This window comes from Cohnella rhizoplanae (assembly GCF_948329515.1).
Classification (GTDB): domain Bacteria; phylum Bacillota; class Bacilli; order Paenibacillales; family Paenibacillaceae; genus Cohnella; species Cohnella rhizoplanae.
In genome coordinates, this window is record NZ_CAOJCN010000025.1 from 34,314 (window position 1) to 59,773 (window position 25,460).

30 protein-coding genes are annotated in these 25,460 nt (G+C 56.7%); 7 read left to right on the forward strand and 23 right to left on the reverse strand.

The genetic code is table 11. The features are described 5' to 3' along the window. Nucleotide 1: 1 nt before the first annotated feature. Nucleotides 2-589: a TetR/AcrR family transcriptional regulator gene (locus PQG80_RS24735; RefSeq protein WP_271754343.1), complete on the forward strand. Its 588-nt coding sequence runs from the start codon at nucleotides 2-4 to the stop codon at nucleotides 587-589. Between the two features lie 158 nt (nucleotides 590-747). Then, on the forward strand, nucleotides 748-1,626 hold the full coding sequence (locus PQG80_RS24740; protein WP_271754344.1) for a haloalkane dehalogenase: 879 nt from the start codon (nucleotides 748-750) through the stop codon (nucleotides 1,624-1,626). Here the strand turns inward: PQG80_RS24740 and PQG80_RS24745 are convergent. From PQG80_RS24745 to biuH, 9 genes are all read right to left on the reverse strand, one after another. Further along, the gene (locus tag PQG80_RS24745) at nucleotides 1,538-2,353 is read right to left on the reverse strand and encodes an EcsC family protein (protein ID WP_271754390.1); all 816 of its coding nucleotides are present in this window, start codon (nucleotides 2,351-2,353) and stop codon (nucleotides 1,538-1,540) included. The genes PQG80_RS24740 and PQG80_RS24745 overlap by 89 nt on opposite strands. Nucleotides 2,354-2,509: 156 nt before the next feature. Beyond that, nucleotides 2,510-4,129, reverse strand: coding sequence for a PucR family transcriptional regulator (locus PQG80_RS24750; RefSeq protein ID WP_271754345.1), 1,620 nt, complete (start codon nucleotides 4,127-4,129; stop codon nucleotides 2,510-2,512). Continuing rightward, a complete protein-coding gene (locus PQG80_RS24755) occupies nucleotides 4,126-4,563 on the reverse strand; it encodes a cupin domain-containing protein (protein WP_271754346.1) in 438 nt (145 codons plus the stop codon). Before PQG80_RS24755 ends, PQG80_RS24750 begins: the two co-directional genes overlap by 4 nt. A gap of 39 nt (nucleotides 4,564-4,602) precedes the next feature. Further along, nucleotides 4,603-6,363 (reverse strand): allophanate hydrolase, encoded by a 1,761-nt coding sequence (gene atzF / locus PQG80_RS24760; protein WP_271754347.1) that lies wholly within the window; start codon nucleotides 6,361-6,363, stop codon nucleotides 4,603-4,605. 19 nt (nucleotides 6,364-6,382) lie between these two features. Next, complete coding sequence (gene atzD, locus PQG80_RS24765) at nucleotides 6,383-7,462, reverse strand: cyanuric acid amidohydrolase (RefSeq protein WP_271754349.1); 1,080 nt, start codon at nucleotides 7,460-7,462, stop codon at nucleotides 6,383-6,385. Then, nucleotides 7,459-8,211 (reverse strand): ABC transporter permease, encoded by a 753-nt coding sequence (locus tag PQG80_RS24770; RefSeq protein WP_271754350.1) that lies wholly within the window; start codon nucleotides 8,209-8,211, stop codon nucleotides 7,459-7,461. The genes atzD and PQG80_RS24770 overlap by 4 nt, the downstream gene beginning before the upstream one ends. After that, nucleotides 8,208-9,065 carry an ABC transporter ATP-binding protein gene (locus PQG80_RS24775; RefSeq protein WP_271754351.1) on the reverse strand — a complete coding sequence of 286 codons (858 nt, stop codon included), beginning with the start codon at nucleotides 9,063-9,065 and terminating at the stop codon, nucleotides 8,208-8,210. The genes PQG80_RS24770 and PQG80_RS24775 overlap by 4 nt, the downstream gene beginning before the upstream one ends. A 14-nt stretch (nucleotides 9,066-9,079) precedes the next feature. Beyond that, nucleotides 9,080-10,168: an ABC transporter substrate-binding protein gene (locus tag PQG80_RS24780; protein WP_271754352.1), complete on the reverse strand. Its 1,089-nt coding sequence runs from the start codon at nucleotides 10,166-10,168 to the stop codon at nucleotides 9,080-9,082. Nucleotides 10,169-10,192: 24 nt separating this feature from the next. Beyond that, nucleotides 10,193-10,876 carry a biuret amidohydrolase gene (gene biuH, locus PQG80_RS24785; RefSeq protein ID WP_271754353.1) on the reverse strand — a complete coding sequence of 228 codons (684 nt, stop codon included), beginning with the start codon at nucleotides 10,874-10,876 and terminating at the stop codon, nucleotides 10,193-10,195. A 407-nt stretch (nucleotides 10,877-11,283) separates the two neighbouring features. Here biuH and PQG80_RS24790 point away from each other — a divergent pair, with 407 nt between their 5' ends. After that, the gene (locus PQG80_RS24790; protein WP_432432804.1) at nucleotides 11,284-14,079 is read left to right on the forward strand and encodes an endo-beta-N-acetylglucosaminidase; all 2,796 of its coding nucleotides are present in this window, start codon (nucleotides 11,284-11,286) and stop codon (nucleotides 14,077-14,079) included. A 79-nt stretch (nucleotides 14,080-14,158) separates the two neighbouring features. Here PQG80_RS24790 and PQG80_RS24795 read toward each other — a convergent pair whose 3' ends face one another. The 10 genes from PQG80_RS24795 to PQG80_RS24840 all read right to left on the reverse strand — a co-directional run bounded on the left by PQG80_RS24795 (nucleotide 14,159) and on the right by PQG80_RS24840 (nucleotide 19,702). Further along, on the reverse strand, nucleotides 14,159-14,641 hold the full coding sequence (locus tag PQG80_RS24795; RefSeq protein ID WP_271754356.1) for a DinB family protein: 483 nt from the start codon (nucleotides 14,639-14,641) through the stop codon (nucleotides 14,159-14,161). A gap of 23 nt (nucleotides 14,642-14,664) precedes the next feature. Next, nucleotides 14,665-15,216, reverse strand: coding sequence for a dihydrofolate reductase family protein (locus tag PQG80_RS24800; RefSeq protein WP_271754357.1), 552 nt, complete (start codon nucleotides 15,214-15,216; stop codon nucleotides 14,665-14,667). Between the two features lie 142 nt (nucleotides 15,217-15,358). Then, complete coding sequence (locus PQG80_RS24805) at nucleotides 15,359-15,721, reverse strand: YciI family protein (protein ID WP_271754358.1); 363 nt, start codon at nucleotides 15,719-15,721, stop codon at nucleotides 15,359-15,361. Nucleotides 15,722-15,817: 96 nt separating this feature from the next. Further along, a complete protein-coding gene (locus tag PQG80_RS24810) occupies nucleotides 15,818-16,189 on the reverse strand; it encodes a VOC family protein (protein WP_271754359.1) in 372 nt (123 codons plus the stop codon). A 32-nt stretch (nucleotides 16,190-16,221) separates the two neighbouring features. Further along, nucleotides 16,222-16,959, reverse strand: coding sequence for a UMP kinase (pyrH, locus tag PQG80_RS24815; protein ID WP_271754361.1), 738 nt, complete (start codon nucleotides 16,957-16,959; stop codon nucleotides 16,222-16,224). Between the two features lie 183 nt (nucleotides 16,960-17,142). After that, on the reverse strand, nucleotides 17,143-17,913 hold the full coding sequence (locus PQG80_RS24820; RefSeq protein ID WP_271754362.1) for an ABC transporter permease: 771 nt from the start codon (nucleotides 17,911-17,913) through the stop codon (nucleotides 17,143-17,145). Beyond that, on the reverse strand, nucleotides 17,914-18,672 hold the full coding sequence (locus PQG80_RS24825) for an ABC transporter ATP-binding protein (RefSeq protein WP_271754363.1): 759 nt from the start codon (nucleotides 18,670-18,672) through the stop codon (nucleotides 17,914-17,916). 13 nt (nucleotides 18,673-18,685) lie between these two features. After that, nucleotides 18,686-19,036 (reverse strand): DUF1048 domain-containing protein, encoded by a 351-nt coding sequence (locus PQG80_RS24830; protein WP_271754364.1) that lies wholly within the window; start codon nucleotides 19,034-19,036, stop codon nucleotides 18,686-18,688. Nucleotides 19,037-19,049: 13 nt separating this feature from the next. Beyond that, a complete protein-coding gene (locus PQG80_RS24835) occupies nucleotides 19,050-19,397 on the reverse strand; it encodes a DUF1048 domain-containing protein (RefSeq protein ID WP_271754365.1) in 348 nt (115 codons plus the stop codon). Next, nucleotides 19,394-19,702, reverse strand: a complete 309-nt coding sequence (locus PQG80_RS24840) for a PadR family transcriptional regulator (protein WP_271754391.1) — start codon at nucleotides 19,700-19,702, stop codon at nucleotides 19,394-19,396. The genes PQG80_RS24835 and PQG80_RS24840 overlap by 4 nt, the downstream gene beginning before the upstream one ends. Before the next feature lie 248 nt (nucleotides 19,703-19,950). Here PQG80_RS24840 and PQG80_RS24845 point away from each other — a divergent pair, with 248 nt between their 5' ends. From PQG80_RS24845 to map, 4 genes are all read left to right on the forward strand, one after another. Beyond that, complete coding sequence (locus tag PQG80_RS24845; protein ID WP_271754366.1) at nucleotides 19,951-20,202, forward strand: MATE family efflux transporter; 252 nt, start codon at nucleotides 19,951-19,953, stop codon at nucleotides 20,200-20,202. Further along, the gene (locus PQG80_RS24850; protein ID WP_271754367.1) at nucleotides 20,186-21,211 is read left to right on the forward strand and encodes an MATE family efflux transporter; all 1,026 of its coding nucleotides are present in this window, start codon (nucleotides 20,186-20,188) and stop codon (nucleotides 21,209-21,211) included. Before PQG80_RS24845 ends, PQG80_RS24850 begins: the two co-directional genes overlap by 17 nt. Before the next feature lie 536 nt (nucleotides 21,212-21,747). Beyond that, entirely contained in the window at nucleotides 21,748-22,332 is a 585-nt protein-coding gene (locus tag PQG80_RS24855) for a TetR/AcrR family transcriptional regulator (RefSeq protein ID WP_271754368.1), read from the forward strand. 7 nt (nucleotides 22,333-22,339) lie between these two features. Continuing rightward, nucleotides 22,340-23,086, forward strand: coding sequence for a type I methionyl aminopeptidase (gene map, locus PQG80_RS24860; RefSeq protein ID WP_271754369.1), 747 nt, complete (start codon nucleotides 22,340-22,342; stop codon nucleotides 23,084-23,086). 36 nt (nucleotides 23,087-23,122) lie between these two features. Here map and PQG80_RS24865 read toward each other — a convergent pair whose 3' ends face one another. From PQG80_RS24865 to PQG80_RS24880, 4 genes are all read right to left on the reverse strand, one after another. Then, nucleotides 23,123-23,791, reverse strand: a complete 669-nt coding sequence (locus PQG80_RS24865; RefSeq protein WP_271754370.1) for a Type 1 glutamine amidotransferase-like domain-containing protein — start codon at nucleotides 23,789-23,791, stop codon at nucleotides 23,123-23,125. Between the two features lie 37 nt (nucleotides 23,792-23,828). Beyond that, on the reverse strand, nucleotides 23,829-24,209 hold the full coding sequence (locus PQG80_RS24870) for a DUF2500 domain-containing protein (protein ID WP_271754371.1): 381 nt from the start codon (nucleotides 24,207-24,209) through the stop codon (nucleotides 23,829-23,831). A 130-nt stretch (nucleotides 24,210-24,339) separates the two neighbouring features. Further along, nucleotides 24,340-24,702, reverse strand: a complete 363-nt coding sequence (locus PQG80_RS24875) for a YkvA family protein (protein ID WP_271754392.1) — start codon at nucleotides 24,700-24,702, stop codon at nucleotides 24,340-24,342. A gap of 86 nt (nucleotides 24,703-24,788) precedes the next feature. Next, entirely contained in the window at nucleotides 24,789-25,421 is a 633-nt protein-coding gene (locus tag PQG80_RS24880) for a SurA N-terminal domain-containing protein (RefSeq protein WP_271754372.1), read from the reverse strand. Between the last annotated feature and the right edge of the window lie 39 nt (nucleotides 25,422-25,460).

Below are 25,460 nucleotides of genomic sequence, written 5' to 3' on the forward strand. Positions count from 1 at the left end.
CGTGAGCGCTCATCCAAAGACAAGCGAAAAAATACTGCTGGCAACGATCGATCTCATGGCGGAAAAAGGATATGACGGCACGACGACCAAGGAAATCGCGCTTGCTGCCGGAGTGAACGAAGTCACTTTATTTCGCCATTTCGGAACGAAGGAAAAGCTGCTTGAGGCCGCCTTCAGCCGCTTCCATTATGGCAATGAGATGACTAAGCTATTCAACGAGGGTCTTAGAGGAAATCTGCGTGAGGATCTGCTAACGGTGAGTCGAACGTATCATAGCATCATGAACCAGAACAGGAAACTCATCTCTATCGCGCTTAAAGGAAGCAGCACGCTGCCTGATTCGGTCCTGCAGGAGGCTTCGCGCAACCCGAAGCACCTGAAAAGCTTGCTTGCCGACTATCTAACCAAAATGTCATCCGAAGGCAAAGCGAACGCCTCGAATCCGGATATCCAAGCCATGTCGTTTATGTGGATGAATTACGGGGCGTTTATCAGCGGACTGAATGCCAAAGAAGCAACCTCGGGGGATACGCTGAACGAATTTATCGAAGAAAGCGTGAGTATATTTGCGAAGGCACTTCGCCCTTAGGCCCGTGATCCCGCAATCCCTTAAGCCCTTAAGCATTGGTTTCTCTAAGAACAGCTCCGACGGGGGGCTTTTCTTATCACCCGAATGAAAGTATGTGCTTGCATTCAAATTGCGAGCATTTACCTATACAATCCAACAAAGGAAAGGTGAGATTCTGAATGGTTCAACCGTCCATGCCCTACGCAAAAAAGCGTCAACGGGTGCTTGGTCTAGAGATGGCCTACGTAGACGGAGGAAGCGGCGATCCGATTGTCTTCCTGCACGGCAATCCTACTTCCTCTTATCTGTGGCGTCAGATTCTTCCTTATGCGCAAGCGTATGGTCGCTGCATCGCTCCTGACCTCATCGGTATGGGCGATTCCGAGAAAATTCCCCACAGCGGTCCCGATTCTTACACCTTTGCGGAAAATCGCCGCTATCTCGATGCCCTGCTGGATCAACTTGGCGTCGGTGAACGGGTTACCTTTGTGGTGCACGACTGGGGGTCGGCTCTAGGATTTGATTGGGCGCATCGCCATCCGGACGCCGTTAAAGGAATCGTCTACATGGAGGGAATCATTAAACCGCGCAGTTGGAGCGAGCTCCCGGAACGGGGACGGACAATTTTCCAGGCATTACGCTCAGAGGAAGGCGAGAAGATGGTGTTGAAGCACAACTCGTTCATCGAGACTAACCTCCCCATCGGCATTTTGCGCACGTTGACGGAGGAAGAGATGACGGAATATCGTCGGCCATTCTCGCTGCCTGGCGAAGGACGCCGCCCGACGTTAACCTGGCCGCGACAACTTCCGTTTGATGGAGATCCGGCTGATGTGACGGCCATTGTTAACGCGTACGGCGCGTGGTTGGCACGGAGCCCGATCCCCAAGCTATTCGTCAACTGCGATCCCGGCACGATGCCGGCATCTCACGTAGAATTCTGCCGTACCTGGCCGATGCAAACGGAGATCACTGTCCGCGGACTTCATTATCCCCAGGAAGATTCGCCTCATGAGATTGGCGAGGCGCTTGCTGCCTGGCTAAAGGATCTGGCATAGCGTCCGCCAATCTCCGTATCCGGAAGCCGTTCATGGCGAATTGGCCAAGTTCCTCGACGATGCTGTAGTTCGCCCAAGCGCCAGCGACGGCGCCGATACCGGGCACCAGCTGCAGCATCTTGCGGAAGTCGATCGCATCCCTGTATTCCTTCTGGAAGGTTTCCCAATTGAGCTCTTTGTAGTATTCGGAATCCGACGACCATTGAAGCTTCTCGTTGTTCCAGTCCCGGAACCGGTTCAGTATTATTTTGCGCCTTTGATTCTCCGCGTAGGTCAGCTGGAATAGCGACAGGATAAAGATGCGCTCGGAGAAAGCTGCGGTCGAATAGCCGTACACGTGCGCAAGCTCGAAAAGCAGCTTCATCTTGATCGCGATAAGCGCCGGAAAATCAACCGCGTTGAACAGAATTCCGCCTGCGCCCGTACCGGCGCCTTCGGCGGCGGCGATCTTTTGATAAAGAGAGATGACCTGTCTGGCCTGCTCGTCGGCCTGCTCCAACGCAAGCGATCTCTCAACGTTTCTCTTTGGCGTATATTCCGCTCCGAACAGCGTCGTGCGGACAATCACTTTAACGGTGCCTGTTATCGTGTTCTGCACTTTCGCTGGAATGATGGCATTTATTTTGTCTCCGACCCTCTTCGAGGCTTTCTCTAGCAGGCCGGGTGTCTTGTAGAGACCGTTCTCCCATATTTCCAGCTCCTGCCGGACTTTTTCCTCATAGCCCATCTGGTCCGCTCCTTCCACTGCATGGTTCATGATCCACGCCTTTGCTTATTTACGCAAGATCACCGCCTATGATTCATTCCTAGCTGCACCAAAAAGAAGAGTGACGGATAAAACCGCCGCTCTTCTTCGTTGAATGCTCCGAATGTCGTTGACCTGCTAGCGCCCTTGCCTCATCTCGTACAGCTTGATGGCTAGATGAAGCTGCAGACGATCGTTCACGTTGGCCGGGTCGAGCCGGAGCAGCTCGTATACGCGCTCGATGCGGTACGCAACCGTGTTGTAGTGCGAGAAAAGTGCCTCTGCCGTCAGCTTGCCGTTCTCGTTGTGCTGCAGGTAGCATTGCAGCGTTTTGAGCAGCAGCGTATTGTGCTTGCCGTCGTATTCCACGATCGGCTTGACGATGCGGTCGAGAAATTCGAGTACCTGCTCGGACTCGGGCAGCAAATAAAGCAGCTGGTAGACCCCGAGCTGGTTGTATCGGATGTGGGCGTCGCGTATGCCGCATATGGAGCTGATAAAATGAATTTTGCGCGCCTGCTCGCAGCTGCGTCTCACCTCGTCGGCCGCGTCGACGGGATCGCCGATGCAGAACGAGACGTCCGCTTTGGACTCGAGTCCCAATAAGTGCGTCAGTCGATATAGACACTTCTCCAGCTGCTGGTTGAGTTGATCCGCCGTCTCATGGGAGACCAGCAGCACCATATGTCCGTCGAGCTGCGTCCCCCAGATGCCGTCCCGCTCCGTGCTGAACCGCCGGAATTGCTTGATCGCCTTGGACAGCAGCTTCGGGTTCGCGTGTTTGTCGGGCAGTCTGACATAGATCGCGCTGTACGCGCCATCGCGGGCGATATGGCATCCGCAAGCGTCCGCCCTCGCTTGAATGTCCTGCCGCACGACGATGCGTCCGGTCAGCCAGTCCTGCAAAAACTGGTCGACGTACTTGGATTCGACCTCGCGCCTCGCGTGAAGATTGGCCATCTCCAGGCTGACCAGCACCCCGATCCGATCCAGCGTCAGCTTGTCCGCGTCATCCAGCTCGCGGTTCCATTCGAGCAGCAGCATGCTGCATTCGTTGTCCTTGCCGTCCTCGTTGGAGATATACACCCGTATCCGGCGATCGCGGACGGTCATGAAGCTGACGCCGAGCTCGATGTCGTGGCAGAGACGCGCCCACTCCTGGGAATCCTCGGACCCGGGGAACAGCGCCTTGGCCATCGGCGAGAAATAAAGCTGGTTGGATCCGTCCATCAGGACGACGGGGTTGAGCAGCGTCTCGTCCAGCTCGCCGAGAAATTCCTCGATCCCCCCGCCATGCAGCAGCTTCTTGGACAGCTTTTGGTATCTGAATTGAAGCAGCGACAGCTGCCTCGCCTCCTGCACCAGCACCCGCTCCATCACCTCGCGAACGACGTCGGAGAAGGAAGTCGGGAGCGGCAGCTCGATGATCGGCATGTCGTACTGCGCCGCCATCTCCAGCACGGACGGGGGAATCTCCTCGATGTACCTTCTCGTCTTGATCCCGAGCGCCGCCACGCCCCGCTCCGCGAGCTGCGGGATCATCTCCGCGATGCGGTCGGGATCGTCGCGAAAAGGAAAGCCGCTGGTCACGAGAAACTCCCCGGGCCGCACCCAATCGATCACGTCCGGCACTTCCATGACGTTGACCCGATTGACTGCCCGATCCATTCCCTTGTGACCCGCGAGCACGACGGCCCCTTGCAGATTCGGTATCAGCAGCAGATCGCGGCAGGTGAAGGCCAACGTGTCGTTAATCATGATCCGAGCGATTCGGTATAGACGTCTTCGACAAGGTGCGTATTAAAGTAGGCATTTGCCGGCGCATCCGATTCCACCGGGAGGAAGATGCTGATCTGCTCGCTCGGCGTATCTCCGACGCAGGCCACGGAATGCACGACGCCGGCCGGCACGTGGAACGTATCCCCGGCTTTGTACTGCGTCCAAGTTCCGTCGCGCAGCAGCTTGACCCGGCCCGCCGTGATGTGGATGATCTCGGCGACGTCGTGGTAATGGGGCAGAACGGCGCCGCCAACCCCAATTTTCTCCCACAATACCGAACTTACCCGTACGCCGAGCTCGTCCGCTTGCGACGCATTCACGATCTCCCGGTGGTACAGGTGCCAGTGGTTGGGCATCAATCCCCATTCCATTTCGTCTCCTACGACGACTTTGGTTGCCTCCGCTTTGATCATGTTGTCGCGCTCCTCTTATGGTTTCTTGTTATTCCTCGGTCACGCCCGCCGCCAGCTCCCGGCGATCGTCACGTCCTCCGCGCTTGCGGATGCGTATCCTTCGCACACGAACCCCGGCACCTCGGTGCCGTCGGCCAGCTCGATCTTGCCGATACCGAGCGGCGCGGGTATGAGAGCGGCGAACCGGCCGAACGTATCGAGCGGCATCTCCCAGATCTCCAGCTCGACCGAGGCGCCGCCCTGCGCCTGCTTGATGAGCCCCGGCTTGGCAGGAGACGTCGGCAGCTTGTACAGCTTGTATTGGGATGCCGTCTTGTCTTCACGGACGAAGACGGCTCCGTGCTCTATCATTTGCCGCTCCAGCGGCAAGCCTCTCATATGAAGCCCGCATACGGCCACCGGCGTCGTGGTACCGGGTCCGGCGGGCATTACGGACGAGAGCTGCGGCGCTTCCGAAGGGTCGGCCCAACGCGCGGCGAGCATCGCCAGCGTCGCTTCGCCTCCCGGCAGGGCGAACAGCGTAACGCCGAACGGCACGTCCGGCGCGGCTTCGCCCGCAGGAATCGCAAGGGCGCACAGGTCGAGCAGATTGCAGTGATTCGTCCACCGGCCCATGTCGCCGTTCGTCCGGATCGGGTCGCGCCTGACTTCGTCGCGGCTCCACGTTCCGCCGGCGGTCGGCAGCAGGAGCGCCGCACCCTCGAGCAGCTTGGCCGCCTCATGCTTCAAGGCTTGAATCCGGTGCATGGCCGCAAAAGCCGAAGCCGCGTCGTGCCGGGCTCCCGAACCGGAACGCAGCACTTGCTCCGTCACGGGGAACGCGACGCCGGGATGGGCCTCCACGAACTCGCCCAATGCCGCCCATCGTTCGGCGACCCACGGCCCGTCGTACAGCACGGCGGCGGCTTCCGCGAACAACGCGTAATCGATCGTCTCCACCTCGATCCCGAGCTGTGCCGCCTTCTTCACCGCTTGCCGCCAAGCCTCCTCGTACTCTGATGCGTAGGGACCGAAAAACGGCCAGTCTCCGGCGGGAAGCAAAAGGCGCTTCGGCAGCGCCAACGGCAGCCGGTCGACCGTTCGGGACCACGGATCCGACGCGTCCGGTCCGCGTACGATCCGATCCACGAGCATCGCGTCCTCGAGCTCGTGCGCGAACACCGTCACGCAGTCCAGGCTCCGGCATGCCGGCACGACGCCTCGCGTCGGCCAAGACCCGAGGCTCGGTTTCAAGCCTACGAGGCCGTTCAACGCGGCGGGCACGCGCCCCGATCCGGCGGTGTCGGTGCCGAGCGCGAACGCCGCATGCCCGCGCGCCACCGCGACGGCCGATCCGGAGCTGGATCCGCCGCTGATCAGCTCGGGCTTCAGCGCGTTGTGCGTCTCGCCGTAAGGGCTTCTCGTCCCTACGAGCCCGGTCGCGAATTGATCCAGGTTGGTCTTGCCAAGCGGGATCGCTCCCGCTTCGATCAGCCGGCAGACGACCGAGGCATGGGCGCCCGGCGTATAGGCATATGCCGGACACCCCGCCGTCGTGGGGACGTCGGCCAGGTCGATATTATCCTTGATGGCAAACGGAATTCCCCACAGGGGTGCCGATCTGTCCATCGCATCCAGCCGCTGGAGATAAGGCTCGAGCGCTTCCGGCTCTGGCGGTGCGATCCATACGTTCATGTCCCGGTCGGCGAGAGCCCGCCGATAGATCTCTTCCACGACGTCGCGCGGCGTCAGCTTCATCGCCGCGTATTGTTCCCGCAGCCAGGCTGCGGTCATCCGAAGGGGAAACGCTGCAGCAGTCATCGTCGGCTTCTCCTCCTTGTCACTTGCTGGATTCGGCGCGCCGGAAAATGACGGCTACCGGTCCGCCGCCGGCCGGGCCTTGGTGCTCGGCCCCGCCGGAGACGTAGATCATCGGGTCGCCGACGATCGATGCCAGCACGGCGCCGACCGCAGCCCGCGCATGGCGCGTATGGTTAATGTCCGAATCGTTCAGCATGGTATGCCTCCGGCCGCGGACCCGTCCCGCCGGGTCGGCCTCTGCCTTTGCGAGTACCTGCACGACCTCCGCGCCCGGATGGTCCGCCAACATCGCGAGCAGCGGCTTCGCGTCGATCGCGTCGGCCATGACGCCGTGGCTCATGTACAGATCGCCGCTCGCCTGCGCCGAGTTGCCGAATACGATCACCTCGCAGTAAGCGAGCTCGCTTCCCGCCGACGTGGATGCGACGTCGCTGAACTTGTCCCACGACCGGCAGACGTCGTCGTCGCCGACCTCCTCGGGTCTTAGCTCGCCGAGCGCGATCGCCGCGCCGAGCGCGGACGCCCCGCGGGAATACCCCATCGACTTGTATGTATCGTCGACTGCGACGTCGACGCCTCGCGCCCGGGCATCCGCCATATCCGCGTCCGTCAGCAGCGGGCACTTGATCTGCACGAAGTGCACGTCGGCAGCCGCTTCGATGCGCGCTTCCGCCATGGCCCGCGCCACGGCCGCCGACACTTCCGCGATCTGGGCCGTACGCCCGAGCTCTTCCGGGAGGAAGCGCCTCGTATGCGCGACGCCCACCGCGAGCGACATCGACCCGTCGGCAGCCGGCCCACCCTCCGCTTCGGAACGGCTGATGACCGTGAAGTGAGGGGAGAGGACGCCCTCCGTGCCGCCAGACATGATGAAGGAAATGCGGTCCGCCGCTTCCTCCCCGATTAGCCCGGCGAAAAATCCGCGAAGCGCCTGGACCGCATAGCCTCTCGTGAAATCGTTGACGCAGCCGTTCCCTTCGGTTTTTCCCAGGACGGCGATCACCCGCGACGGATCGATCGTTCCTTCTTCGATGCGCTCCCGCAGCGATAACGTATCGCTCGGCGAAGCCGCCGGTACGCGTACGACCGAGATCCTCATGCTTCATCCACCTTTTGCCAGAAAATGATCTTCCGCTCGACCGATGCGATAATACCGAACAAGATAAGCCCCGCGACCGCCGCCGCGATGATCGCCGAGAACATGACCGGCGTGTCTAAATGATAGGAAGACAAGAGCACCAAATATCCGAGACCTTTGTTCGAACCGACGAATTCTCCGACGATGGCGCCTACGATCGCGAGCGAGCTGGAGATTTTCAGCGCGGACAGGACATAGGGAAGGCTCGTCGGCAGCCGCAGCTTCCAGAAGATCTCCGCCTTCGTGCCTTTATAAGCCGAGAACAGCTCCCACGCCTCGTGCTCGACGGCCTTTAACCCTTTGACGCTGTTCACGAGTATGGGAAAAAAACAAATGATCATGGACGCGGCCACTTTGGACCAATAGCCGGTTCCCAGCCAGATGACGAGCAGCGGGGCAAGCGCCACGACCGGCGTCGTCTTGAGGGCGATGGCCAGCGGAAACAGCCCCTTCTCCGCCGGCCGGGAATGAACGAACAGAATGGCCGTCAGGAAACCCAGTACGTTCGCGAGCAGGAAGCCGAGCACCGCTTCGTACAAGGTGACGCCCATGTTGCGCAGCAGCTCGCCGTCGACGACTCGGGCAATGTCCGAGGGAGCCGGCAGCAGATAGAGCGGTATGCTGAAAATCCGGACGACGGCCTCCCAGATCAGAATCAGGCCGACGGCGAAAGAGACGGGGTAGAGCACATCCTTGTATTTGGTGTTCATAGCGCCTTCACCGACTTTCGAATCTCTCTGACCGTGCCCAGAAATTCCGGAGATTCTTGCATCTCCGCCTCGCGCGGGTGAGACAGCGGCACGTTCACGATATCGTTGACGCCGGCCGGACGCGGCGACATCATCACGATCCGGTCCGACATCAGCACGGATTCCTGGATCGAGTGGGTGACCATGACGACCGTATTCAAGCCCGTGCCGGGATTGTCCCATAAACGTAGAAGCTCGATGTTGAGCTTCTCCCTCGTGAATTCGTCCAGCGCGCCGAAGGGCTCGTCCATCAGCAGTACGGAAGGATTGGCCGCGAGCGCTCGGGCGATCGCGATCCGCTGCTGCATCCCGCCGCTCAGCTGCTGCGGGAAGTGGTGGCGGAAATCCGTCAGTCCGACGAGCTCGAGCGACCACTCCGCCTTCTCCCGGCGTTCGGCCTTCGATTGCTTGGCTCGTTGGGGACCGATGCTGAGCGGCAGCTCGATGTTCTGGATCGCGGTGTGCCAGGGCATTAACACCGGCTTCTGGAAGACGATGCCGATCTCCTCCCGCGGCACGTGGTGCACGATCCCTCCGCCCTGATCCGGCGAGAGCAGACCGAGGATGAGCCGGAGCAGCGTCGACTTGCCGCATCCGCTCGGACCGAGTATAGACAGGAACTCCCCGTCGCGGATATCAATCGATACCTGATTCAATACGCGCACGCTGCCGAATGTCAGGGAGCAGTCCCGGATCGAGATGGCGTTGGCGTTGGCGTTGGCGTTGGCGCTGGCACTGGCGTTGGCATTGAGGTTGGAGTTAGAGCCAGCGGCGCGTTCTCTGGCAGACTCGGCTATGCTACGGATGGCCGCCATCGGCAATCTCTCCTTTAAGGTTGGATGAATTCGTTCGTAAAGGCCGTGGACAGGTCCTGCTTCTTCCTCAGGAACCCGACGTCGATCAGGCTGTCCTGCAGCGTGTTCCATTCCGAATCTTCCATGGAGCCCAGCGGGCTTTTGTCCGCCTCGAGGAGCGGGATGCTGGCGTTCATCATTTTCGTCTCATGCTCGAGATTGAGCTGGTCGCCGTACTGGACCGTCACTTGCGCCGCTTCGTCCGGATGTTGGATCGCATAATCCCAGCCCTTCATGGTGGCTTGGGTGAAGCCCTTGACCGTCTCGGGATCCTTCTGGATCATTTTCTCGGTCGTGAACAGCGTATCCGCGTAGAAATTAATGCCGTAGTCGCTCGGATAGATGACGTTCACTTCTTGTCCTTGCTCCTGGGCGGCGATCACTTCGTTGATCACGTAGCCGGGCCAAGCTTTGACTTGTCCCGTCAGCAGCGGGCTGAGATCGTACTTGACCGGCATCTCGCTGATCGACTTGGCCTTAATGCCTGCTTTTTTGACCATGGCCCGGTAAGTGAGCTCCTCGTTGCCGCCCAGCTTGACGCCGACTTTTTGGCCTTCCAGATCCTTTACTGACGTTATGCCGGAGCTTTTAAGCGTGAAGAGCACGAACGGCGTCGAGCGGTAGATGACGGACAACGCCACGACCGGCGCCCCTTTTTCGCGGGACATCAGGATTTGATCGGCTCCCGTGACCCCGAAGTCCTCGCTGCCCGAGGACACCATTTGCACCGAAGGGAAGTCCGCGCCGCCCGCGCGAATCTCTACGTCTAGACCGGCGTCTTTGTAATAGCCTTTCTCCTTGGCGATGTAGAAGCCGGCGAACTGCGCTTGATTGATCCACTTCAGCCGAACGACGACCTTCTTCAGTTTTTGAGTGCCCGAGTCCGCGCTTGCGGACGGAGCCGCCGCGGACGTCGTGGACGATGCCGATTCGCTCGCCGGCGCCTGATTGCTATTGCTGCTGCTATTGCTGCCGTTATTGCTGCCGCAGCCGGCAATCGCGACCACACCAGACAGCAGAAGTACCGACATCCATTTCCCGTTCACTTTACTCACTTTACGCATGCTTGATTCCCCCAATTTTCCTTTTTATAAAGAGCTCAAAGCCGTCAACAGCTTGCCCGAATCGGATACGCTGCCGAATACGCCGCCTTGCATCTGCACCATGCGGAGCGCCGCTTCATGGTTGGAAGGATCGGTCGCCCCCGTGCAATCCTCGAGAATCAGGCACTCATAGCCGCGGTCGTTCGCTTCCCGCATCGTCGTATGGACGCAGACATCGGTGGTTATGCCCGTCAGGACGAGGTGCGTGATGCCGCGGGTCTTCAGGATCAGATCCAGGTCCGTGGCATAAAAGCTGCCTTTGCCCGGCTTGTCGATAATCGGTTCCCCCGGCAGCGGCGCGAGCTCGGGGATGATCTCCCAGCCGGGCTCCCCCCGTACCAGAATACGTCCCTTGGGTCCGGTAGAGCCGATCTCCGCTCCCGCCCGGAGGCTTCTCCAACGCTTGTTCTCCGGCAGGTCGGACAGATCCGGCCGGTGTCCCTCTCTCGTGTGGATCACCGTAAATCCCGGTATCTCCCGTATTCTCTGAAGCAGCCGCGAGATCGGCCCGATCGCCCGCGCGGTTAACGACAGATCGTAGCCCATCCGCTCGACGTAGCCGCCTTGCCCGCAGAAGTCGGTTTGCATATCGATAATCAACAGCGCCGTCTTGTTCGGCTGAATCCTTCCGTCGTAGGGCCAAGCGTATGGCGTCGCTTCTACCGTCATGTCAGGTCCTCCTATCAAAACACGATTCTCTTTGGAATATGTCACATTATATCACAGGAATTTTGAATATGTTTTGTGATTATTCCAATTATCTAGCTATAGCTCTTGTTATTTTCCCAAAAACCGCCCCATAGTTAACTCTGCATGTAATATATAATTCCGATTAGAGAGCTTCTCTGCGTTAGCTAACGGTATTTTCCTCGCAAATAAAGAGACCGGCTTCGGCCCCTTCGAACCCAACGAATCTTTAATTTCTCCCTCAAATCTTTAGTTCGAACCCTATTTGTAAGGGGTTTCATATAATAGAGTAGTAGGGATTCATTTTTATACCATCTTAGAATAGGAGGCTAGGGTTACGACGGAATAACGCTCTCATGAGGTAAATTGCGGAGAAGGAGATGGATCTATTGAAGATTCTGAAAAAGAAGAAATCCTGGTCCAAGTTCACCGTACTTAGCGTTTCGACAGCCTTATTCGCGGCAAGCTTCCCATATACGGCGGCGGCCGGGGACACGTGGCCCTTCGCAGGGGAGCAGGCGCACGGCGCCAATCAACCGAGCGTGCACGGCTACACGAGCGGCCATATTGCCGACTGGAGCCCCGAGCGCGACCCTTATGCGGACATGCTCCGTTCCCGCGTTCCGCTGCAACGGCGGATCGCCCCTCTCGCCTCTACGCAAGCCAACCCGAAGCTGAACCCGAACGTCCAAATGACGAACGTCAGCGGCGACTACGGGAACGCGTTTATCGAGAACGCCCCTTACACTAACAAGTTCGCCCAGTATCACTTTAACTTTTGGCAGTACGTCGATTACTGGTCTCCCTGGCACGGAACGGCCACGGCCTATACCCCGACCGAATATTACGACGAGCTGGCCCAGAAGGACTGGCAGCAGAAGTGGTTCGAGTTCGGCATGCTGAACATCCCGAACCCGACCTACACGGACGCGGCGCACAAGAACGGAGTCATGGCGCTGGCCGGCATCTTCTCCTCCAACAACGACCGCGGCCAGCAGACGTATAAGCAGATGATCGTAAAGGATAAGAAAGGCCGCTACCCCGTCGCCGAGAAACTGATCGAGATGGCAGAGTACTTCGGTTATGACGGTTACTTCATTAACCAGGAGGAGCAGAATCCCAACGTGGCCGTGGCGGACATTCCCGATTACGTCGGGTTTATGAAGGCGCTGCAAAACGCAGGGCTGTACGTTCAATGGTACGACTCGCTCAATACCGCGACCGGCGCCAATACGTTCGCCCGGACGTTCAGCGACAACAACGTCTCGTTCTTATTCGACAAGGCGACGGGCAAACAAGTGTCGCAGTCCTTCTTCTTCGACTATGGAATGGGGAACAACCAGATCAATGCGGCGGCCTCCTACCTGAGCGGCCTGAACGCCCAATACGGAACGAACTTCGACCTGAACAAGGTCGGCTTCGCGGGCCTTGAAGCCGGGCGCGACCGGTTCAAGAGCGTCAACGGCACCGCGCTGAGAAACAAGCTGGACGCGAGCGGCCTGCCTCGTCTGAGCTTGGCGACGCTAGGCGCTGACTTCGTGCATGCGGGACTGGATGAGGATATGAACCTAAGCTGGCCGGTCCAGCACCGCTCGGAGAACGACTACCAGTGGATGACCGGTCTGCGCGAGCAGCTCTGGTGGTCCGGCCCGAACGTCGATCCGTCGAATACGGCAACCTCCGCGACGAATACGGTCGCCGACGCGTACGCCGACAACCGGTACTGGCCGGGCATCTCCTCGGTCATCGCGGAGCGCTCGGTCGCCGGGGGCACGAACTTCTACACCGACTTCAACACGGGTCACGGCCTCTCCTACTATCGCGACGGCGCGGTATCGAACGAGGACGAATGGTCCAACATGAGCCTGCAGGACGTGCCGGTCACCTGGCAGTGGTGGCAGGATACGTCCGGCAGCCGTCTGGCCGTCGACTTCGACTACGGTCCGGCGTACGACTTGGGCGATTCGGGACGCCAGACGTACAAGCAGATCGGCGGGTACGACGGAGGCAGCTCCCTGGTCGTCAGCGGCAAGCTGGATGCGGAGACGTTCTTGCGTCTCTATAAGACCGACCTGAGCGTCAACAAGAACTCGAAGCTGTCGATCGCATACAACAAACAAGCGACGGATTCTTCCTCGATGCAGGTCGGGCTTATCTTCGAGGATCGCACGGAAGAAGTCGTGAAGGTTCCCGTGCCGGATAGCGGCGAAGCGACGAAGGGCTGGCGCACGGCCGAGTTGGACCTTGGCGCTTATGCGGGCAGTTCGATCGCGGCCTTCGGCCTGGTCTTCGCGCCGGGAGAGGGTGAGATCGGATCGTATCAGATGAACGTAGGAGAAATCCGGATTCATGACGGCTCCGCCGTCCGCCCTGCGGCACCTGCCGGCCTCGCTGTCGAGGAGGCGTTCGCCGATACCGGAGAGATGAACATCCGATGGAAAATGAACGCCGACTATGATGCGGTCAAGCAGTACAACGTCTACGTCAACGACACGTTCGTCGGCGGCAAGTACGATGAGGTCTTCTACATCAAGCATCTCCCGGCACGATCCGGCACGATTAGAGTGGTCCCGGTCGGAGCCGACGGGCTGGAGGGAGATGCCGCCGTTCTTCCGTTCGACCTGGCGAATACGGTGTCGGACGTGCGGGTCGAGTCCACGGCAGACGGCAAGATGATCGTCCGCTGGACCAACCCGTCCAAGCCCGCGGGCAATCTGAAGATCAACGTCGACTCGGTCAACGCGGCGACGTCCAAGAAACCGGTCAAGATCAATAAGGTCGTGTCTGAAAGCACCGCCTCCGTCACCTTCGACAAGATGCCTGTCAACGGGGACGAGTACGTGGTGACGATCTCTCCCAAGCGCGCGGATGCGGTGGCGGTAAGCGGCACGTTTATCGATACGGTCGCGGAGCCCTATGCGGAGAACTGGTACTGGGAGGGCGACACGCTCCACCTGCCGATGCCGGGAACGCGAGATTGGCGATACTTGTACGTGTATGAGGACGGGGTACTCCGATCCTTCCCGACCACCTATGGCGTCGGGGACAAGGACCGGATCATCCGCGGACGGAGCACGAAGGCAAGCCTTGCCTTCTCCTCGACCGCGAAGAACGTGTATGTCGTTCTCGAGGATTACGCAGGCAACCGCTCAGCGCCGGTCGTTCTCAGAGGCGACGACAAATAAACCGAACCATTGCAAAAAGAACCCGCAAGAGGCGCGCTGCTCGCCTCTTGCGGGTTCTTTCTTCGTCATTCCGCGACCGTTACATCCTCGCGAACGTGATGTAATCGACTTGGACGGGCTCTGCCGATCCGCTCCGAAGTGCCCGGTTGATCTGTCCCCGGTGATATTGCCCATGCAAGAGAACCTGCGACAGGATGTCCCGGGCGGACGTCCGGAACGGCACTCCGCTCTGGTTCGCATAGTCGACCATCTCGTCCAACTCGGATTCCTCGAGTCCTTCGATATAGACGCGATACTGATCGGCGTTATCTTCGAACATCGTCCGGAGCGCCGTCAGATCATCCGTTTCCTCCCACAACGAAAATTGCGCGCTGCCTTTTCCCTGCAATCGGGACAGCCAGACCCGTTCCGCGACCGCGACGTGCCGTACCAGCTTCAGCAGGTCCTTGTCCTTCGTCTTGCTCGCCTCGAGCGCGTCCAAGATACGTCCGTCCGCCCAGTACATGTGGTCCATCATGCGCTTGATCGTCTTCATGCCGGTTGTGCCCCTCTTCGTCTTCATCGACTACTTGTTCATCCTAGCAGTTAACGCACGGGTGTGTAACGGTGCGCCACGACGCCGGAGCTGAAAAGCTTGGTCTCGGCCCGCTTCAGATTCAGCCGATCGCGAACGCCCCCCAATAATTGGGGACCACGTCCGGCAACGATCGGTTGTACCAGGAAGTGGTACTCATCCACCAAACCTAATTGTGCCAAGGTGGACCCGAGACCGGGACCGCCGTTAACGAGCAGTTCCTTCCCTTCCGACGTAAGCCGTGTCACCTCCTCGGCGACAGGCCCCTTCAACAAGAAAGAATTCTGCCACGACACGTGATCCAGCGTACGCGAGAAGACGTACTTGGGTTGCCGATCGAGCTTGCGTGCGAAGTCTACCAGGTATTGAGGTCCGACGCCGCTGCTCGCTATGGGTGGCCAGCTACGCTCCATCAGCTGATAGATCTCGCGTCCAAACAGCCCCCCATCAACCTGGTCCATCAGGTCCGCCGAATACTGGTGGAGCTCCTCATCCGCAATCACCTGCGTGTGGTCGCAACAACCGTCGAGTGTCACATTCATCATCATAATTATACGACCCATAATCAACCTCCTCTTTGTCTATATTTTATCCTCTAGCAGCTGGCCAGGTTTCTCATGAATTGCTAAGGATGGCGTTATTCGCAAGCCTGTTCTAGGGCGGTTCATATTATCACACTATAAACCTTCTATATACTTTCCCGATCTACTCCTGCATCTCGAATACTTGACGCAATTCAATCTGACCTTCCCCATACCCTTGCGGGTCGGGCATCCTCATCGCCCACTCGATGGCCTCTTCTCTCGATTCCACATCAATCAGGATGAATCCGGCAATCAATTCCTTCGTTTCTGTAAAAGGTCCTTCCGTGACCATCGGCTTTTCTCCGGGCTTCAGAAAGGAAAGGCGAATTCCATTGGAGCTCGGATGAAGTCCTTTAGCCGCAATCCGCACGCCCGCGTTTACTAATTCCTCATTGTACTTGGTCATGGCTTCAATGAGCTCATCGCTCGGGAGGTTTCCGGACTCCGAATTCTGCGAGGCTTTGACAATCAGCATGAATAGCATCGTTCTTCCCCCTTACTTTGCGTTGTCATTTGATGGTGAATTACTCTGTTTCTGAAGCGACGCCAAGCTTGCCGGCGCCTATCAAGTTTGTTCTATTTATTTTGAAGTAATCCTTATGTAATAACCCTCGGGGTCAACGATTCTGAAATCCGTTGTGCCCCAAGGCCTCTTCGTTAGTGTGGAATGAATCGGATACTGACTATCTTCAATCTTTTTATAGTATTCAGCGATATCATCCACTTCTAACACGATCTCCACACAAACGCCCTTCCGTTCCATCTCAGTCTTTGGTTTTAAGTAATGATCGTCCCCGAGCTGAGCCATCGCGCCAAGACCGATAACAGCATTGCCATTACGTACCGATATGTAATGATCGGACTCCTTTTCCTTTATAAAACCCAATCCTTCCATATAAAACTTTGCCGTCTCCGCTAAATTTTCAACAAATAGTTCCATCCGCATAAACATGCCCATCTACCCCCTTACAAGCTTCATGTCCGTTATTCTAATTCAAGCGTAGAGTCACGACTGATGAGGGTTCCGTTGTTCTTACCCTCACAGATCTCGAGCATAGAGCCAGGCTTATCGAAATTGAACACATGCATCGGCATATGGTAGTCACGCGCTAAAATGAATGCCGACTGATCCATCACCTTTAAATTTAGATTCAATACATCGTTATAGTGAAGCGACCGATAAAGCTTGGTGTTAGAAACCGTCTTCGGATCCGCATTCAACACGCCATCGACGCCTTGCTTAGCTACGAGAAGGGCATCGCAGTTTACTTCAATCGCTCTTTGAACGGAGGGATAGTCCGTGGTCACATAGGGCTGGCCATTTCCTCCGGCGAAAATAACGATATAGCCTTTTTCGAGATGATGGATCGCTCTCAGTCGTATATAGGGCTCGGCTACGGATGTAACCGGTAAAGCCGTCATGACCCTGACTTCTTTTTCGGTTTTTGATTTGAGAACGCCGCGCAGCATCAAGCTGTTAATAACGGTTGCCAATGTCCCGATATTGTCGGCTTCGGCACGTTCAATCCCCCAGCCTTCAGCCATATTACCCCTGAAGATGTTCCCGCCTCCGATGACTAATGAAACCTCGATCCCCATGCTTACAACCGATAATATTTCATTTGCAATGTATTCCAACCTATCCGGCTCAAAACCAAACTCGGATTTCCCGGCTACCGCTCCACCGCTTAATTTAATAAGAACCCGTTTGTATTGTGCCATATCACACCTCCGGATCATAAAAAAACACTAAAGCAATAAGCTCTAGTGTTTGATAAATGGGAATATGAAGTTCATAAACGGCTGGCAGCAGCCCAATCTTCTCCCCATCATACCCCCACTCCTTCCATTTCCTTGATACTTTATTCTATCCGTAATGCCCCTCATCCTTCAAGCGTACAAATATTAAGCTGTATTTCGTTTGTAGGCACGCACCGCGAACAGATAGGCGACGATCAATATCGCCAAGCACCACGCAAGCGCGACCCAAATATCGTTCCCTACCGGTTGACTCGACAATAGCGCGCGGATGGACTCTACGATAGAGGTCACCGGCTGATTCTCGGCGAAGGCGCGGACGACAGTCGGCATCGACTCGGTCGGCACGAATGCCGAGCTGATAAACGGCAGGAAGATAAGCGGGTAGGAAAAGGCGCTTGCGCCTTCCACCGTCTTGGCGGTCAGGCCGGCAATGGCCGCGATCCAAGTGAGCGCCAGCGTAAACAGCACGAGTATACCGGCGACGGCAAGCCAAGATAGTATCCCTGAAGAGGAGCGAAAGCCCATGATGAGCGCTACGAGAATGATGACGACAACAGAAATGACGTTGGATACCACCGAGGTCAGCACATGCCCCCACAGGACGGCGGAACGCGCGATCGGCATCGTGTGAAACCGTTCCATGAGACCCCTTTGCTTATCCAAAAACAGGCGGTAAGCGACGTAGGCGACCCCGCTGGCAATAGCCATAAGCAGAATGCCGGGCAACAGGTAGTTTACATAGTTATCCGTATCGGTTTGAATGGCTCCGCCAAATACATAGACGAACAGCAGCATCATGGCGATCGGCGTGATGCAGACCGTGAAGATGGTGTCCATGCTGCGGAAAATGTGGCGCATGGAGCGTCCGAGCATAACGCCGGTATCGCTGAAAAAGTGGTTTTTTGCGGTTTCCATTTATATGGCCTCCTTTTTACCGATGATGGCGAGGAATATTTCCTCCAATGTCGGCTGCTTTTCAACATACTCCACCTTTACGGACGGGAAGAGCTTTTTCAGCTCCGCAAGCGTGCCGCTGGCGATAATCCTGCCCTCGTGCAAAATGGCGATTCGGTCCGCAAGCTGCTCGGCTTCTTCTAAATACTGCGTGGTCAGGAATACCGTCGTACCGCTCTTGGCGAGCTCCTTTACAATTTTCCAAACCTCGATGCGCGCCTCGGGGTCGAGCCCGGTGGTGGGCTCATCGAGGAATATGATCCGCGGTTTTCCTACAAGGCTCAAGGCGATGTCGAGCCGGCGGCGCATCCCGCCCGAATACGTCGATGGCTTACGGTCGGCCGCCTCGGTTAAGCCGAAGCGCGTCAGCAAATCGTCCGCGACTTGGCGCGGATGTGCGAGATGCCGCAGCTTGGCGATCATGATCAGATTCTCCCGTCCGGTCAATATCTCGTCGACGGCAGCGAATTGCCCGGTCAGACTGATCGAATTCCGCACTTTCTCGGGCTGCGACGCGATGTCATGACCGTCTACGGTGGCGGTGCCTCCGTCCTGCTTGAGCAGCGTAGTGAGAATTCTGACCATCGTCGTCTTGCCGGCGCCATTCGAGCCCAGCAGGGCGAAGATCTCGCCTTGCTTCACCTCAAGATCGACGCCCTTGAGGACTTCCGTGTTCTTAAATGACTTTCGCAGGCCTCTCACATCGATTGCTTTTTTCATCCCCATGTCCCCCTTATCCTTTTTTATCCGTTATCTTTTTCATGGCCTTGTTGACTGATTTGTTGACGGATTCCTGATACAAGTCGGCGTAAGTTTTGGAGTCCTTGATCAGCTCATCGCAGAAAGCCGCTACGTCGCTGCCCGTCACTTCCAGCACGCCCTTCCCGGAGGCCGCGCCTTCTTCAAACAGATCGACGATCCCCGAGAGCAGCCCCGTCCCTTCGGCCAGTTCGACAGGACCGACCTTAAAGAGGTATTTTTGAATCTCTTTATAAACGATCTGATAATCCTGCGGGAGCGCTTTGACGCGTGCCACGTGCGCTCGCCACTCTTTTTTGCCCTCGATCATATCTCGAATATTCATTTTTATTTTCCTCCTATTTGCCTAATTTTTTAGCGATATTTTGGTTGAGCTGCTCGCGCCACTTGTCGCGATAGGACTTTGCCCCTTCTTCTCCGGCAAGCGCCGCGCAGAAGCCTTTGATATCGTCGCCCAGAACCTCCTGGATACGCTGACCGTCCGCCGCCGTTTCTTCGAGCAGGCCAAGTACGCCGTCCAGAATGGGCATGAGGTTGCGCCCGGTAAAATCGGAGTGCGACCAGAGATTGGCATTGATTTTTTCCCATGCCGCCTGATAATCGGCCGGCAGCTTTTTGGCGCGCGATTCGAATGCTCTCATTTCTTTCGTCATGTCGCTGCCGGTGATCTTCTCCCAAAAGTTCATTGCAATTTCTCCTTTAACTCGTTAATTTTTGACGACACGAACTCGTACTTTTCCCAGAACCTCCGCAGCTCCTCGCGCCCCGCGTCGTTGATCGAGAAGAACTTTCGCGGCGGTCCGATATCGGAGGGCTTCTTGGCGATCTCCACCAGCTTGTTTTTTTCAAGCCGGATCAGAATGGTGTACACCGTTCCCTCGACGACATCCGTGAAGCCCAGGGCGTTCAACTGCCGGGTGATCTCGTATCCGTACGTTTCATTGCGGCTAATAATTTCAAGGACACAGCCTTCAAGCACGCCTTTGAGCATTTCCGTTAGGTTATCCAGCGCAATCACCCTTCTCTATTCTGTATGACTGGTATGCAGTGTTACTTACTACCTCTATAAAGTAACACGTAGTAGTCGCCTTGTCAATAGCTGAAATAAGTTGCGAACGTACAAAAAAAGGTTGCAAATCCCGCTAGGAATGAGCGTGAACGCCCGTTTATAATAGAGCTTATGTCTGTTGATCCGGTTATGCACTCAACGCGACAACTAAGAGCAGGAGGCCTCAAAGCGTGCAACTGGCAAAACGAATTTTACAACTGGCTTTACCTTCTATCGCTACGTTTTCTTCAATGACCTTCACGGGTCTGCTCGTCTTAATGATCGTGGGAAAGATGGGCGCTACCGCCATCGCCGTCGTCGGAGTAACGAACATCCTGATCTACAATATGTGGGCGGTGTGCGCGGGTATTCAGAATGCGATCAACTACCTGGTCGCTCAAAATTACGGCTCCGGCGAAATGCGCCATGGGGCTGAACGATGAGATCGTCTTGGCCGGCACCGATTACGTCATGCTCAGGATGATCGCGCTGATATTCGGTATCTTCAGCGGCGCGTTCTTCGCTTACCTCCGCGCGATCGGCGACACCAAGACGCCGATGACGATGGCGCTCATCAACAGCGGCCTGGTGGTCGTGCTGACTTACGTGATGGCTTACGGCAAATACGGGTTCCCGGACCTGGGGCTGCAGGGCGCCGCGTGGAGCGTGCTGATCGCAGAGCTCGTGCAGCTCGCCATGTGTCTGTGGGTGTATTACGGCTATCTGGACGCCACGCTGCTGACGCGCACTCGCGAGCGGTTCGACCGGAAGCAGGTCAAGCTCATGGTCTTCGAAAGCGCGAAGCTCAGCATGATGGAAATGTCCAACAGCCTGGGGATGCTCGTATTTACCATGTGCATCTCCCGCCTCGGGACGGTCGCCATCGCGGCGAACGAGATCGCGCTGAACATCCTGTCCTTCGGCTTCATGCCGTCGAACGGCTTCGGGGCGGCGGCGACCATCGGCACCGGGCAGGAGATCGGAAAAGGACGGCATGCGGAGGCGAAGCGCTTCGGGCTGATGACGGTCGTGCTGGGCGTCCTGCTGATGGTGCTGATCTCTCTTCTGATGTTCGCCTTCGCCCTTCCGATCGCGAAGCTGTACACGCCGGAGCGAGCGGTGTATATGGCCGTCATTCCGCTCATTCATCTGGCGGCGTTCATCCAATTGTTCAATACGTCGGGCATTATTTTCGGCGGCGGGCTGCGCGGCATCGGGGACACGACATTTCTATCCCGCGTGGCGTTCGTACTCAACTGGATCATCTTTATCCCGGGCACGCTGCTGCTGACGGTCGTGCTGGATTACGGACAGGTCGGCGCCTGGATCGCGCTGTGCAGCAACATGGTGCTGGCTGCGCTGGCATACGGCTTGCGGTACGTCAAGCTGGACTGGAGCAAGGCGCGCGTGAAATCGGGGAAAGCGCCGGCGGCGCCCATGGTATCGCACTGATTGAATTGAAGAAGGACGGCGCCCGGAGGCGCCGTCTTTTTTCCATCCTGGGCGAAGCGGTGTGTGAAGTGGGTGAGTTTGTTCTTGGCTGAGACTTCCTGAGCGATGCGGCTTGGTCGGCGGGTGAGTTTGTTCTTAACAGAGACTTCCTGGGCGTAGCCGCTTGCGAAGTGGGTGAGTTTATTCTTATCCGAGACTTCCTGAGCGATGCGGCTTGATCGGCGGGTGAGTTTGTTCTTCACCGAGACTTCCTGGGCGTAGCCGCTTGCAAAGTGGGTGAGTTTGTTCTTATCCGAGACTTCCTGAGCGATGCGGCTTGGTCGGCGGGTTAGTTTGTTCTTAACCGAGACTTCCTGGGCGTAGCGGTGTGTGGAGCGGGTAAGTTGTTCTTAACTGAACGACGCCTCACCACCTCCGCTTTATCGTGTTTCTCCTCCTCAACAGTTTTTTCGGTGAATTTGCATAATCCGCTACCATGAGTTACGATATTTATATCGACAAATATGCAGGTCTAAACTAGGAGGGTTCACGCGCCTATGTGTCCCCGTACCAAAGAACAGAACGAGCTCATCCGCCTGCAGCGCAGAGAACAGATCCTGGACGCCGCCGCGCGCGCCTACTTTCAATCGGGCGGCAGCTTCGACATTCGCGACGTCGCCCGCGAGGCCGAGCTCGGTTACGGCACGTTATACCATTATTATCCCAACCGGCATTTACTGATCGAGGATGTGCTGGACAGCGGCTTCGAGCGATGCGAGCAAGCCCTGGCGGACTGGGCAGACGTATCCGGAGGCAGCGCGGATGACGGGCGACTGCTCACTTATGGGAAGTCGCTGCTCCGGCTGTGGCAATCGGACGCCCGCGCCTATCTGGTCTACAAGATGGCGGCGGAACATTATGCAGGCCTGCCTGAGAAGGATCGGCGTCTCGCCAAGAGTCGATTCATGGAACGGCTGTACGTGCCGCTCCAATCGATCGCCCGGCGGGAAGACGACAGCGTCGACCATATGCTTGCCGTGCTGGTCGGCTGCTGCGGACTGACCTACTATGCGGGCACGTCCGAGCTGGACGTCGACCGAATCGCCAAGCTCGCGATGCAAGCTATTACGAAGGAGTCCTGATACGACCATGGTTATCTTAAAAAGCAAGCATGAAATCGAGGCCATCCGCAAGGCATGCCAGGTGGTGGCCGAATGCCATCGCACGATCGCGCCGCTCATCAGGCCGGGAATCACGACGAACGAGGTAGACCGCATCTTCGAGGAGCTGATCCTGAAGCACGGCGCCAAGCCCTATCAAAAAGGCTATAAGGGATATCAATATGCGACCTGCGCCTCCGCCAACGACGTGATCGCGCATGGCTTCCCTAGCGACCGGCCGCTACAGGAGGGAGATATCGTGACGATCGACACGGTCGCGGAGCTCGGCGGCTGGCTCGGCGACTCGGCCTGGACGTATGCGGTCGGGAAGATCTCGCCGACGGCCGAGAAGCTGATGCGCGTCACCAAGGAGTGCCTGGACCTCGGTATCGCGCAGGCGAAGCCGGGCAATCGGCTCGGCGACGTGACGAGCGTCATTCAGGGGCATGCCGAATCGAACGGCTTCGGCGTCGTGCGCGACCTCCTCGCGCATGGTATCGGGCGCGACCTGCACGAGGAGCCCAACTATATGCATGTCGGCAAGCCCGGCAGAGGCCCGCGCATTAAGGAAGGCATGGTGTTCACGATCGAGCCCATGATTACCGAAGGCACCTACCAGATGACCATCGATCCGGACGGCTGGACCGCGCGGACGCTGGACCGCAAGCTCGCCGCCCAATACGAGCATACGATCGCCATCACGGCCGATGGTCCGCAGATCCTGACCGCGCAATAAAACCGATTACAGATCTATCGCACCCCTCACGGGCGCTTAGGCCGAAAAGTGTTTCCAGTTTCCTTCGGAAACAACTTCGGCTGTTCTGCCGATTACTTGAATGGCGGTCAGATCGTCAATCGCATATGCCGGCCCTTGCATCCCGGCGGCCCATCTCTCTGCCGCAGCCATGGTGTTTCCAGGCAGCATCTCGTGGTCTAGGTGCGGGAATATTGCAAAATCAACCAGACCCAATGTATCATCGCCTCCGTCGGGCGGAGTCCAACCCACAAAGAACTCCCCAATGTTAGGTGCCATCACCATACTCCCGGCGCTCATTCCCACATAAACGGCCTGCAGCGACGGCAAGAGGTCTGCCAGTCCGGACTCCCGCATCCAGTGGCACAGGTAGAGAGCGTCGCCGCCTGACACCAGCAAGGCGTCCGTCTCCCGGACCAGCGGTACCCAGCGTTCTTCGTCAATGCTTGGCAGTGCCGTGAGCTCCAGCACGCCGACGGATTTCCAACCTAGGTCGACCATCGGATTCTCGGATTTCCCGCTGATGAACTGCCAGGCTCTGACGCCCGGTCCGACCCAGGGGTGTCCGTACATCGCCGTGGGGATGCAGAGGGCGTTGGAGTCGGCGATCGGCTTGCCCAGCATGTCGACTAGCGCGTCGTGTATGCTCTTATTATTAATGCCCGCGGATGTGAGCAATAACTTCATAACTTCACTCCTTGTCGTGGCGTGCGTCTTAACGTCCTTACCGGTTGAATTCTTTAAAACGCGTTCCTTGATAAGTGAGTTGTCCTTGGTCGCCCACTACAATTAGACCGAATCTATCGCCTCTTACCTGCAATTCAATACGCGTGCCGTCAGCTAATTCAAACGTCACGTAATAATTGGTGCTTGAACTCGAATCCCCGGAACCTCCCCATACCTCCGTTCTTTTATCCAGTACCGTTGCGGCAGACGTAATAACGTCGGAAGCTTGGTTTGTCGTCCATGTCGAGGCGGCACGAATAATGGCATACAGGAACATCCCAACTACGAGGATAAGAATAAGGCCTCCAAAAACCTTAAAGAATGGTGGCATTTGATTTGTAATGCCAAAGGAGCCTTCGTTAACAGGGTATCCGTTCATCCCATCTCTCCCAACCAATGATGATACAAACATTCCACATCTGTTGAAGGGCTAACGTTGTCGTCCTTATGTGATGAATGGTTTGGATCGCGGCCACGGCCGGAATGTCCGCTCTGGCCCCTCCATTTCGTTACTCTAACCGTCCATAAATATACCAGCTGCTCCATGCTGCCAGTGCAATCCATAGGGCAATGATGAGTGTGCCTGTAATCCAGTTCTTGGGTTTGCCAAGTTTTCTACGTTCCTCTGCCTGCGTTCGATATTCTTCAATCACTTCTCTCGGGAACAGCCTTATCGCGATGTACACACCCAGTGGAACAAGAATCAAATCATCCAGGTATCCCAATATCGGTATGAAATCCGGTATCAAATCCACCGGACTAAACGCATAGGCAACAACGCAAATGGCAAATATCTTCGCAAACCATGGCACTCGTCGGTCGCGATATGCCAAATACATCACCATCAAGTTTGATTTAAGTTGCTTTGCCATCGTTTTCAATTTATTTAGGAATGATTGTTTTTTTTCTTTCGCGGCAACTTTCACTGTCGAATCATCCTTTGGATGGCCTATGGGCTCTACAGCCGGCTAAAATTTTGCTGATCGATATTTACGCCTTGTCCGGCGTTTTTCAATAAAAATTCTTGGAAGGATTCCAACGATTCAGAAGTCGCAAGAGACGGATCCGATTCCATAAGTTTGAGACTGATCATCCAGTCCCGATAGGCGGCAAGCAGCTTATTGCTTTTCCAATATTCGTTTTCGGGGAGGCCGCTTTTTTCAACTAAGTTCTTGATGAGCGCCTTTCCTTCGATTGACGCTTGAAGGGCCTCTCTCTGCTCGTTGGCATAAGATTGCACTTCTTCATCCGACACTGCAATGCCTTTCTTCATGGCGTATTGCACGGTCAATTGCGTTTTAATCATATCGTTGAGAATGTCCGTATTGCTTCGCTTAAAAGGCATGCCTTCTTTTTTGGCCATCATCTTCAAGTTCTCTTTGTACTCGCGAAATTCTAAATAAGTTATTTCCTTTGAATTCACCGTAGCGATTACATTGGTGGCAGGCATATTCCCTGGCTTACTTCGTTCGGCCTTCATATCCGTGAATAACGAACCGATGGGGGTTGAAGCAAATACAGTTGCTGCCAACGCCGCCGTAACAGCAGTAATGAGGGCGAAGATTGAAAGGAATCTTATTTTATTTTTCATTTTAATTCCTCCTTTTGCAGTGGGAGGGACGACTGGATG

Excerpts from the sequence above, each read along its gene's own strand:
- PQG80_RS24810 (WP_271754359.1), bottom strand. The coding sequence starts at position 16,189 with ATGTTTATGCGGATGGAACTATTTGTTGAAAATTTAGCGGAGACGGCA.
- pyrH (WP_271754361.1), bottom strand. The coding sequence starts at position 16,959 with ATGGCACAATACAAACGGGTTCTTATTAAATTAAGCGGTGGAGCGGTA.
- PQG80_RS24835 (WP_271754365.1), bottom strand. The coding sequence starts at position 19,397 with ATGAACTTTTGGGAGAAGATCACCGGCAGCGACATGACGAAAGAAATG.
- PQG80_RS24855 (WP_271754368.1), top strand. The coding sequence starts at position 21,748 with ATGTGTCCCCGTACCAAAGAACAGAACGAGCTCATCCGCCTGCAGCGC.
- PQG80_RS24740 (WP_271754344.1), top strand. The coding sequence starts at position 748 with ATGGTTCAACCGTCCATGCCCTACGCAAAAAAGCGTCAACGGGTGCTT.
- PQG80_RS24775 (WP_271754351.1), bottom strand. The coding sequence starts at position 9,065 with ATGGCGGCCATCCGTAGCATAGCCGAGTCTGCCAGAGAACGCGCCGCT.
- PQG80_RS24820 (WP_271754362.1), bottom strand. The coding sequence starts at position 17,913 with ATGGAAACCGCAAAAAACCACTTTTTCAGCGATACCGGCGTTATGCTC.
- atzD (WP_271754349.1), bottom strand. The coding sequence starts at position 7,462 with ATGAGGATCTCGGTCGTACGCGTACCGGCGGCTTCGCCGAGCGATACG.
- PQG80_RS24865 (WP_271754370.1), bottom strand. The coding sequence starts at position 23,791 with ATGAAGTTATTGCTCACATCCGCGGGCATTAATAATAAGAGCATACAC.
- PQG80_RS24745 (WP_271754390.1), bottom strand. The coding sequence starts at position 2,353 with ATGGGCTATGAGGAAAAAGTCCGGCAGGAGCTGGAAATATGGGAGAAC.
- PQG80_RS24780 (WP_271754352.1), bottom strand. The coding sequence starts at position 10,168 with ATGCGTAAAGTGAGTAAAGTGAACGGGAAATGGATGTCGGTACTTCTG.
- biuH (WP_271754353.1), bottom strand. The coding sequence starts at position 10,876 with ATGACGGTAGAAGCGACGCCATACGCTTGGCCCTACGACGGAAGGATT.
- map (WP_271754369.1), top strand. The coding sequence starts at position 22,340 with ATGGTTATCTTAAAAAGCAAGCATGAAATCGAGGCCATCCGCAAGGCA.
- PQG80_RS24825 (WP_271754363.1), bottom strand. The coding sequence starts at position 18,672 with ATGAAAAAAGCAATCGATGTGAGAGGCCTGCGAAAGTCATTTAAGAAC.
- PQG80_RS24870 (WP_271754371.1), bottom strand. The coding sequence starts at position 24,209 with ATGAACGGATACCCTGTTAACGAAGGCTCCTTTGGCATTACAAATCAA.
- PQG80_RS24770 (WP_271754350.1), bottom strand. The coding sequence starts at position 8,211 with ATGAACACCAAATACAAGGATGTGCTCTACCCCGTCTCTTTCGCCGTC.
- PQG80_RS24850 (WP_271754367.1), top strand. The coding sequence starts at position 20,186 with ATGGGGCTGAACGATGAGATCGTCTTGGCCGGCACCGATTACGTCATG.
- PQG80_RS24880 (WP_271754372.1), bottom strand. The coding sequence starts at position 25,421 with ATGAAAAATAAAATAAGATTCCTTTCAATCTTCGCCCTCATTACTGCT.
- PQG80_RS24830 (WP_271754364.1), bottom strand. The coding sequence starts at position 19,036 with ATGAATATTCGAGATATGATCGAGGGCAAAAAAGAGTGGCGAGCGCAC.
- PQG80_RS24840 (WP_271754391.1), bottom strand. The coding sequence starts at position 19,702 with ATGCTCAAAGGCGTGCTTGAAGGCTGTGTCCTTGAAATTATTAGCCGC.
- PQG80_RS24795 (WP_271754356.1), bottom strand. The coding sequence starts at position 14,641 with ATGAAGACGAAGAGGGGCACAACCGGCATGAAGACGATCAAGCGCATG.
- PQG80_RS24805 (WP_271754358.1), bottom strand. The coding sequence starts at position 15,721 with ATGCTATTCATGCTGATTGTCAAAGCCTCGCAGAATTCGGAGTCCGGA.
- PQG80_RS24750 (WP_271754345.1), bottom strand. The coding sequence starts at position 4,129 with ATGATTAACGACACGTTGGCCTTCACCTGCCGCGATCTGCTGCTGATA.
- PQG80_RS24800 (WP_271754357.1), bottom strand. The coding sequence starts at position 15,216 with ATGGGTCGTATAATTATGATGATGAATGTGACACTCGACGGTTGTTGC.
- atzF (WP_271754347.1), bottom strand. The coding sequence starts at position 6,363 with ATGACTGCTGCAGCGTTTCCCCTTCGGATGACCGCAGCCTGGCTGCGG.
- PQG80_RS24875 (WP_271754392.1), bottom strand. The coding sequence starts at position 24,702 with ATGGCAAAGCAACTTAAATCAAACTTGATGGTGATGTATTTGGCATAT.
- PQG80_RS24755 (WP_271754346.1), bottom strand. The coding sequence starts at position 4,563 with ATGATCAAAGCGGAGGCAACCAAAGTCGTCGTAGGAGACGAAATGGAA.